General features: G+C 36.1%; 8 protein-coding genes. 7 read left to right on the forward strand and 1 reads right to left on the reverse strand.

The window, feature by feature from the left end:
- The 7 genes from CI949_RS13130 to CI949_RS13160 form a co-directional block, all read left to right on the forward strand.
- Positions 1-399, forward strand: a 399-nt coding sequence (locus tag CI949_RS13130; RefSeq protein ID WP_290767175.1) for a cell wall metabolism sensor histidine kinase WalK, incomplete at its 5' end; no start/stop codon positions are given.
- Between the two features lie 77 nt (positions 400-476).
- Positions 477-1,136 (forward strand): MotA/TolQ/ExbB proton channel family protein, encoded by a 660-nt coding sequence (locus CI949_RS13135; RefSeq protein ID WP_243733969.1) that lies wholly within the window; start codon positions 477-479, stop codon positions 1,134-1,136.
- Complete coding sequence (locus CI949_RS13140) at positions 1,117-1,521, forward strand: biopolymer transporter ExbD (protein WP_290767178.1); 405 nt, start codon at positions 1,117-1,119, stop codon at positions 1,519-1,521. The genes CI949_RS13135 and CI949_RS13140 overlap by 20 nt, the downstream gene beginning before the upstream one ends.
- 15 nt (positions 1,522-1,536) lie before the next feature.
- Positions 1,537-2,664 (forward strand): TonB family protein, encoded by a 1,128-nt coding sequence (locus CI949_RS13145; protein ID WP_290767180.1) that lies wholly within the window; start codon positions 1,537-1,539, stop codon positions 2,662-2,664.
- Between the two features lie 6 nt (positions 2,665-2,670).
- Positions 2,671-4,659, forward strand: a complete 1,989-nt coding sequence (locus CI949_RS13150; RefSeq protein WP_290767182.1) for a hypothetical protein — start codon at positions 2,671-2,673, stop codon at positions 4,657-4,659.
- Entirely contained in the window at positions 4,660-5,415 is a 756-nt protein-coding gene (locus tag CI949_RS13155) for an S-layer homology domain-containing protein (protein ID WP_290767184.1), read from the forward strand. It begins immediately after the preceding gene.
- Between the two features lie 88 nt (positions 5,416-5,503).
- The gene (locus tag CI949_RS13160; RefSeq protein ID WP_290767186.1) at positions 5,504-6,091 is read left to right on the forward strand and encodes a cell wall hydrolase; all 588 of its coding nucleotides are present in this window, start codon (positions 5,504-5,506) and stop codon (positions 6,089-6,091) included.
- Between the two features lie 63 nt (positions 6,092-6,154).
- Here the strand turns inward: CI949_RS13160 and gyrA are convergent, their stop codons facing one another.
- On the reverse strand, positions 6,155-8,539 hold the full coding sequence (gyrA, locus tag CI949_RS13165) for a DNA gyrase subunit A (protein WP_290767188.1): 2,385 nt from the start codon (positions 8,537-8,539) through the stop codon (positions 6,155-6,157).
- Between the last annotated feature and the right edge of the window lie 16 nt (positions 8,540-8,555).

Below are 8,555 nucleotides of genomic sequence, written 5' to 3' on the forward strand. Positions count from 1 at the left end.
TTAAATAATAAAAATATCAATTTAAATCTAAGTTTTAATAAAGAACTCTATATTAAAGGAGATCAGGACAGTCTTTTTCAGATATTCAATAATATTATAGAAAATGCAATTAAATATAATGTTGAAAATGGCGAAATTGAGATTAAAGCTCTAGAGGATAAGAACAGAGTGAAAGTACTTATTAAAGACAGCGGGATAGGAATCAGTAGTGAGGACCTCCCCTTTATTTTTGAAAGATTTTATAGAGCTGATAAATCAAGAAATTCTAAAAATCAAGGAACAGGAATTGGACTTGCCGTAGTTAAAGAATTGATCGAAGCCAACCAGGGAGAAATTGATGTGGAAAGTGATGATAGTGGGACAATATTTAAGTTGATTTTTAGAAGCTTTAAGGATTAATTTAAAGGAATATGATTCTTTATATTGAAATAAAAAATTAGCACAGAATTAATTAATAATTATTAGATTTAAGAGGAGTGATTGGATTGGATTTAACTCGTATCTGGAATTTGTTGACATTAGGTGGCCCAATGACTATACCACTATTGATTGCTTCGGTTTTTAGTCTGGCGGTAATAATTGAAAAAGCGATTTTCTTTTACAGAAATAATGATAATAACTTTAGATTAATCAAAAGAATTGAGATTTTAGTTGAAGAAGGTGACATTTTAAGTGCTTTAAATGAATTAAAAGGTAAAAAAAGTACTAATGCAAAACTGCTTTCAACAGCCTTAGCTCATAATAGTGAAGATCCTTCGCGTTTAAGAGAGGTACTGCAGGCTGTAGGAGAAGATGAAATCAAAAAAATGGAGAGACATCTTCCCATCCTTGATGTTGTTGCTATGATTTCCCCACTGCTTGGTCTTTTAGGAACCGTTATGGGAATTATTAGTAGTTTTAATATCCTGGGAACTGCTGCAGGTGCTGCCAACCCTGCTCAGATAAGTTCTGGTATTGCAGCTGCACTGATCAGTACAGCTTTGGGATTGATTATTGCTATTCCAACTGCTATATTTTATTCATATTTTGCCCATAAAGTGGAAAGAAGGGCTCATCAGATGAACTTAAGCATGGTAGAAATTGTAGATGTTGTAGCTAATAATAGAGGTGACAGTGATGTTCAAAACTACTCTTAAGAAAAAAAGCTCAATCAATATAATTCCGATGATTGATGTTATCTTTTTTCTTTTAGTATTTTTTATGCTTTTTACTACATTTAGGACTACTCCTGAGGGGATTGATATGCAGCTTCCTAAGGCGGTTACTGCAACAGAACAAACTTCAGAAAATTTTATTGTCCAAATTGATTCAGATGGAAATTATTATTACGGAGATCAATCTTTAGCTTTAAACCAAATAATATCTGAAGCTGAAGTTGCTAATCAGGAAAATGCTAATTTAACAATTGTAATTAGTGCTGATAGAAATACGCGTTATGAAAATGTTATTTCCCTAATGGACGGGATGCGTAATGTGGGTATTACAAGGCTGGCACTAGCTGCAGATAAAGAAGGTAGTTAATGGGATGGTGAATTTATGCCTAATAGCAATGACGATCGAAAATTACTGTTGTATATAAGTATTTCAATAATCTTTCATTTTCTAGTTCTTTATTTTCTTCCAATTGGTTTTCTGCACGGAAGTGCTCAAAGTGAGAATGAATTAGATGATTATGGCTATGTGCAGATGGTTGATTATCAGCCCGCTCCCTTAGATGAGGAAAATGCTGAAGAAGAAGCTGAATTAACTGAAGAACCAGCCGAGGAAGAAAAGGAAAAAATTGTAGCGGAAGAACCTGAGCCGGAACCAGTTGAAGAAGAAGTTGAACCGGAACCTCAACCAGAACCAGAGCCAGAATTAGAAGAGGTAGAAGAATTAGAGCCTCAGCAGGAACCAGAAGCTGAACCTGAGATTGAGGCTGAAGATGAACAGCAGCCAGAACCTGAGGTAGAGAAAGAAACTGTTTCTGAACCGGAACCTGTGGAAGAAGAACCGAAACCAGATCCTAAACTGGAGCCCGAGTCTCAACCTGAACCTGAGCCAGTTGAGAAGGTGGTCGAGCCTGAACCAGAACCCGAAGAAAGTTCTGAACAGGAAGAAGACCTTATGGCCAGTGAAGAAAGTGAAAGTGAACTGGAAGTTCCTCAGGAGGAAACTGAGGTTCAATCCGAGCAGACAGAAGATGCAGAAGAAATACCCGAAGAAGATAGCCAGACTGATCAAACAGAGGCTGAAGAAGAAAGTCAGCTCGATCAAGAAACAGCAGAAAATATTCCAGATGAGGATAGTACAGAAGATAATGTTGAGCAGGAGGCTGAAGAAGTTAATCCACCACCTCCACCAACCTCAGGTGATTTAATTGGTCTAATTGAACCGCCAACTTTCCCTAAAGATTTAGTGGGAAGTCGTTCTGAAGGTACAGTTAGATTGATGGTTGAACTTTCACCTGGTGGTAATGTTAATAATATTGAAGTACTGGAATCTTCCGGATATGATTCTATGGACAGAGTTGCTCAGCTAACTTTAGAACACGGCTGGGAATTTAAAGAATATCAAAGACCTTATAGAATTCCTGTTTCAGTAAGGTATTATATTGATGAATCTGATAACAGTCAGGTAGAAGTTGATATCGGTCAGGTTGAATTTATTTCTGGAGGTGAGTGATAATTAATGAAAAAATATAGATATATAATTTCAGTGTCACTAATACTGCTGTTAGTATTCTCTTTTCAGGCAGCAGCACAGAATAATTTTTTTCAAAATGAAGATGAGCACAATAATCTTCGCTTTGGTAATGAGTATATAGTGATTGTAGTTAATCAAAATCAAAACTCACAGGGGAGATTTGCAGTAGAAACAACTGGTGGAGCCCCTGCGAGAGAAAATGACGATAATAAGCCTTTAATTTATGGTCGACCAAATCCCTGGACTTCTTATACATCACTTTGGATTAATGATCAAAAATATGTTTTTGGTGGTTCGACAGAGAGAAGAGCAGGAGATGGTGCTAGATACGGTGAAGTTGTCCAAAAACCGACGGTTGAAGATAATAAAATTGTAACTAAGACTCGTTTTGATAATATTGTAGTTGAACAGATTCTTTCAATCGTTAAAAGTTCAACTACCGGTCTGGCAGATAGCGCTCAAATTCAATATAGAGTTACAAATGAAGGTCAGCAGGAAGAAAAAGTTGGTTTGAGAATAATGCTTGACACCATGCTGGGGGAGAATGATGGTGCCCCTTTTAGACTTGGTGAAGATACTATATCAACTGATAAGTTATATTATGACAAGCAGCTTGATGATTTTTGGCAGGCTTTTGACAGTGTTTCCAATCCTCAGGTAACTTCTCAGGGTTCATTTATTGGGCCTGATGTTAGTACACCAGATAGAGTATATTTTTCTGATTGGGGTAGTCTGGCAGATGGTGTCTGGGATTTTGATTTTAATCCAGGGCAGGACTTTATGCGTAAGGGAGAATATGAAATTGACAGTGCTATGGCAATGTACTGGGTGCCTGAGATATTAGAACCCGGTCAAACTAAGACCTATATTACTAAATATGGTCTTGGTGGAATTACCATTGTTCCTGGCATTTTATCTCTTGGTGTAACCTCACCAGCGGAAGTAACCTTAGATAATAATAATCAGACTTTTCCAGTGGTAGCATATTTAGAAAATACTTCTGAAATTAATGCTCGTAATGTCTCGATTCAAATTGATCTTCCTGATGGCTTTAATGCCGAACAGGTCAGTAGAGATCTCGGTGATATGGAGCCTGGAGATATTTCTCAAATAACCTGGAATGTAGAAGCTGAAGATAAAAATAATCTTCCGGAATCTATGACATATCGTGTTATAGTAGATGCTGATAATACAGATTCAAATGAAGTCGAAAGAAAAGTTGAATTTTTAGGACCTCCCCAGTTGGATGCTAATATAACTCTGATGGAGGACGTAGAATCTGTTGATGGAAGGCTAGAGCCAAATCCATTTAGAATACAGGCTGAAATTAATAATTCAGGGGAAAGTTCTCTTTATGGAGTTGTAGCAGAATTAATTCTGCCTCCTGGTTTAGTTACAGCCAGCAGTGAAATAAGCAAGAAGAATGTTGGAATTTTAAGGAATAATGAAAAGATTAATATTAACTGGGCAATAAAGGCTTTAAGAGTTGATGGAACTCTTCCCTTTGCTCTAAAGGTCAGTGGTCTAAATAATTATCAAAAGACAATAGTTGAAGAAATCAATTTACCTGCATTAAAACCACTTATTTTACTCAGAGAAACCAGAGGACAGCGTGATGAGGATTATTTTGCAGTTGATATAGTTGCCGCAAATATTTCTGAAGCTGAAAATATAGCCTTTGATCTTAATTACGATCCTAAAAAGCTGTTATTAACTCATATTTCTCGTGGTGATTTCTTTGTGCGAGACAATAATTTACTGCCCTTTAACAGGCCTGATAGATCAGAAAAAGGAAAAGTTATATTTGATCAGGAGTTTCCTTTTAATAAAGCAAATGGTGTTATTGCAACAGTCCATTTTCAATTAAAGGAAGACGAACCTGGAAATATAAGTATAAGTAATTTTGAGGCTGTAAATGGACCTGGTGATTCATTTGAGATTGAAATCAGAAATAATTTAGAGGAGGAAAATTAAATGTTAAAATATAAAAGTGTATTTTCAATTACTTTACTGTTAATCTTGATTTTTACCGGGGGGGCTTTTGCCCAGCAGTTTGATGATGTTCCCCGTGATCACTGGGCTTATGACAGTGTCCAGTTCCTTGCAGAAAGAGGATATTTGAGCCTCTATTCTGGTGAAGATTTTAATGGAGAAGAGGCACTAACAAGGTATGAAATGGCAGAAATAATTGCTAATGTATTAGAAAATACTGTTGGAGGTACAGCTTCTCGTAATCTTTCTGAAGAAGATGTTGATGTAATTAGGGAACTTTCCCTAGAATTTAGAGATGAACTGGTTATTATAGCCCAGAAGCAGAAAGAATTTGAAGAAAGATTAAAAAATGCTGAAGACACTAATCAGATTCAGGATGAAGATATATCCAATATTAATGTTAGGGTATCTGAACTGCAGGAAGAAGTACAGGAGATTGCTGATCATATAACTAGACTGGCTGAATTAGAAGAAAATGTCAGTGGTCTGGATAATCGGATCACCACTCTGGAAGAAGAATTAAAAACTATTAAAGAAGAGGGAGTTTCCGGCCAGAGGCTGCAGGAACTGGAGGATAATCAGAGTGTTAACATGACAAGAATTGAAGAACTTGAAGCTAGAATTTCAGAATTAGAAGCAGAAAAAGAAGCTGCCAATGAAGAATTAGAAGAAGAAAGAGGCTCATTTAATACTGGTTATATCCTGGGAGCTCTAGCACTACTGGCTTTAATTCTTTAAGTTAAAGTATTACTGCTTTAGATATTATATTTGCAGCAGTTAATGTTATTTAAAAGTCGGTAACTATATTATATAAGGAGAATAGTATATGAAGAAGCTTCATTTTAAACAAATAATAGTCACACTGGCTTTGATTTTACTATTTAATTCAGTGTTTTTACCGTATTTAACGCCAGTATCAGAGCTTAAAGCTGCTTCAATAGAAAAAGAAGATATTTATACAGGGCTGGGACTAATGTTTTTACTGGTTGTACTTTCTGGTAGCAGTAATAATCAAGAAACAAAAACCAGAAATGATTTTTACAACTATAAAAATTTTAGTGAAGCAGAAATAGAAATTTTGGCCAGTATAATTAATGCAGAAGCTCGAGGGGAAAGCTATCAGGGTAAGGTGGCAGTAGGGGCTGTTATAATTAACAGGGTTTATCACCCTTCCTTCCCAAATTCTATTAAAAAAGTTGTGTATCAATCAGGCCAGTTTACCCCGGTAGAAAATGGAATGATAAATTTATCACCTGACGATGAATCCTTCAGAGCTGCCTATGATGCTGTGAGCGGTCTGGACCCCAGTCAGGGAAGTTTATATTTCTATAACCCTGCTAAATCCAAAAATCCAGAATTCTTTGCTAAGAGAGAAGAAGTTGTAACTATCGGTAACCATGTATTTTTAAAATAAGAGCAAAAGAACCTCAGTCATTATGACTGAGGTTCTTTTTTTAAAGTTTTATTTTATTTTTATTTATTCTACCTCTATAATTTTTTCCACAGCTGAAATTTTTTCGAAATCAAGTTCTTTTGTCACCTGATACATATTTCCACCGGGAGATGTCTCTGGAATATCAGCTGCATTAATTTCGTTAATTTCACCATTTTTAGCGGCAATTAAAATTTTATCATCCTTAGCTGCCCTAACAGCACCTGCCAGTTTATATTTGCTGTTGGAAAAAATTCTTATTCCTTTACCATTTCGTTTCTGAGCTCTAAAACTATTTAGGCTTATTTTATTGGCTCTGCCATCTTCACTAATTGAAATCAGATACTCATCCTCTTTAAAGGTATTAAAGTAGATTACATAGTCATTAGCAGTTAGATTAATGGCTCTGCTGCCGAGTGTATTGCGGCCTGTGGTTGAGAATGTATCTCCACTAAATCTGATTAGATAGCCATTTTTGCTGACCACAATTAGATCCTCTTCGGCATCAGTTTTTACAGCATTAATTAGGCTGTCATCATCCAGTTTAATCGCCCTAATATGGCTGTAATTGGTGCGGTAATCTTCAACCTCACTTCTTTTAACCAGTCCGGAGCGGGTAACAAAAGTGTAGTACTGATTTCCTGTCTGATTCTGGTTTTTATCCAGGATATTTAGAGAGATAATGCTTTCCTGCATCGGAATCTGAAGATACTTACTTAAATTATCTCCAGTAGCCAGGCCGTGGTGTTCTTCAATATCATGGACCTGTAAATTATAAACTTCCCCCTGGTCACTAAAGAAGAGAAGCTGATCTAAAGAAGAACCTTCAACTGTTTGCACCAGATAGTCATTTTTGGCTGCTCTTAAGTTTTTGAATTCTTCATTCCGCTTGATAATTCCCCGGTAGGAAAGCGAGAGAACAGCATTTTTTTCTTTAATCAGGTCATCTTTAGTGATTTCTGCTTTGCTGTCGTCAGCAATTATTTCTGTTCGACGCTGATCATTAAAGCGTTTTTTAATTTCTTTGAGCTCTTCTCGAAGAACATTATTTAACTCTTCTTTATTATTTAAAATATTTTTGTAGTACTTGATTTTTTCTGCCAGATCCTCTCTTTCAGCCTCAAGTTTTTCAAACTCCATTCCCACCAGGCGCTGCAGCTGCATTTCTAAAATAGACTGAGCCTGTTTTTCTGAAATATCCAGCTTGTTAATTAGTTTATCTTTAGCTTCTTTTTTTGACTGAGAGCTTCTAATGACCTGAATTACTATATCGAGTTCATCAATTGCTCTTTTTAAGCCTTCTAAGATATGGTATCGATTTTCAGATTTATTTAAATTATATTCGGTATGGTTTCTAATAACCTTTTTGCGAAAATCTAAAAAGTGGTCTAAAATCTCCAGTAGACCCATCACTACAGGTTTTTTATCATTGAGGGCCAGGAGATTAATTCTAAAATTAGTCTGAAGATTAGTATATTTATACAATCTGTTTAAAGTTAATTCGGCATCAGCACTGCTCTTTAATTCAATTACAATTCTAATTCCTTTTTTATCTGACTCATCTCTTAAATCAGAAACAGCAGATATTTTCCCTTTGTTAACCAGATTGGCTATTTCTTCAATTAATTTTGCTTTATTAACCTGATAGGGAATTTCGGTAATAATTAAATTCTGATGTCTACCTTCCTTTTCAACTTTACTTTTGGCTCTTAAGGTGATTTTTCCCTTACCGGTTTCATAAGCAGCTTTAATACCATCATTACCAACTATAGCAGCTCCAGTTGGGAAATCAGGTCCGGGTAGGTGATTTTTAATAATAGTATCCAGTCTGGCATTAGGATAGTCGAGAAGGTGAATTAAGGCATCTATAACCTCTCCTAAATTATGAGGAGGGATAGATGTACTCATCCCAACAGCAATCCCGCTGGAGCCATTAACTAAAAGATTGGGGATTTTAGATGGCAGTACTTCCGGTTCTTGCAGACTGCCATCAAAATTATCAATAAAATTAACAGTATCTTCGTCTATATTATCTAAAAGCGATTCTGCAATTTCTGTCAGCTTAGTTTCTGTATATCGCATGGCAGCAGCACTATCACCATCAATTGAGCCAAAATTACCGTGGCCGTCGATCAGCTGATAACGCTGATTAAAGTCCTGGGCCATCCTGACCATAGCATCGTAAACTGCACTATCACCGTGAGGATGGAATTTACCTAAAACTTCACCAACCAGGCGAGCTGATTTTTTATGAGGACGATTGTGCAGCAGCCCCAGTTCGCGGGCGGCAAAAAGTATTCTTCTATGTACAGGTTTTAAACCATCTCTAACATCAGGTAAAGCTCTACCGATTATTACACTTAAGGAATAATTCAGGTAAGCATCTTTCATTTTATCTTCAATTGCAATTGGATAAATTTCTTCTTTCATTATCTATCTCCTCTCA

The organism is Halanaerobium sp., assembly GCF_003070835.1.

Bases quoted from the DNA above. Each gene is read 5' to 3' on its own strand.
- CI949_RS13145 (WP_290767180.1), top strand. From the start codon at position 1,537: ATGCCTAATAGCAATGACGATCGAAAATTACTGTTGTATATAAGTATT.
- CI949_RS13160 (WP_290767186.1), top strand. From the start codon at position 5,504: ATGAAGAAGCTTCATTTTAAACAAATAATAGTCACACTGGCTTTGATT.
- CI949_RS13140 (WP_290767178.1), top strand. From the start codon at position 1,117: ATGTTCAAAACTACTCTTAAGAAAAAAAGCTCAATCAATATAATTCCG.
- gyrA (WP_290767188.1), bottom strand. From the start codon at position 8,539: ATGAAAGAAGAAATTTATCCAATTGCAATTGAAGATAAAATGAAAGAT.
- CI949_RS13155 (WP_290767184.1), top strand. From the start codon at position 4,660: ATGTTAAAATATAAAAGTGTATTTTCAATTACTTTACTGTTAATCTTG.
- CI949_RS13150 (WP_290767182.1), top strand. From the start codon at position 2,671: ATGAAAAAATATAGATATATAATTTCAGTGTCACTAATACTGCTGTTA.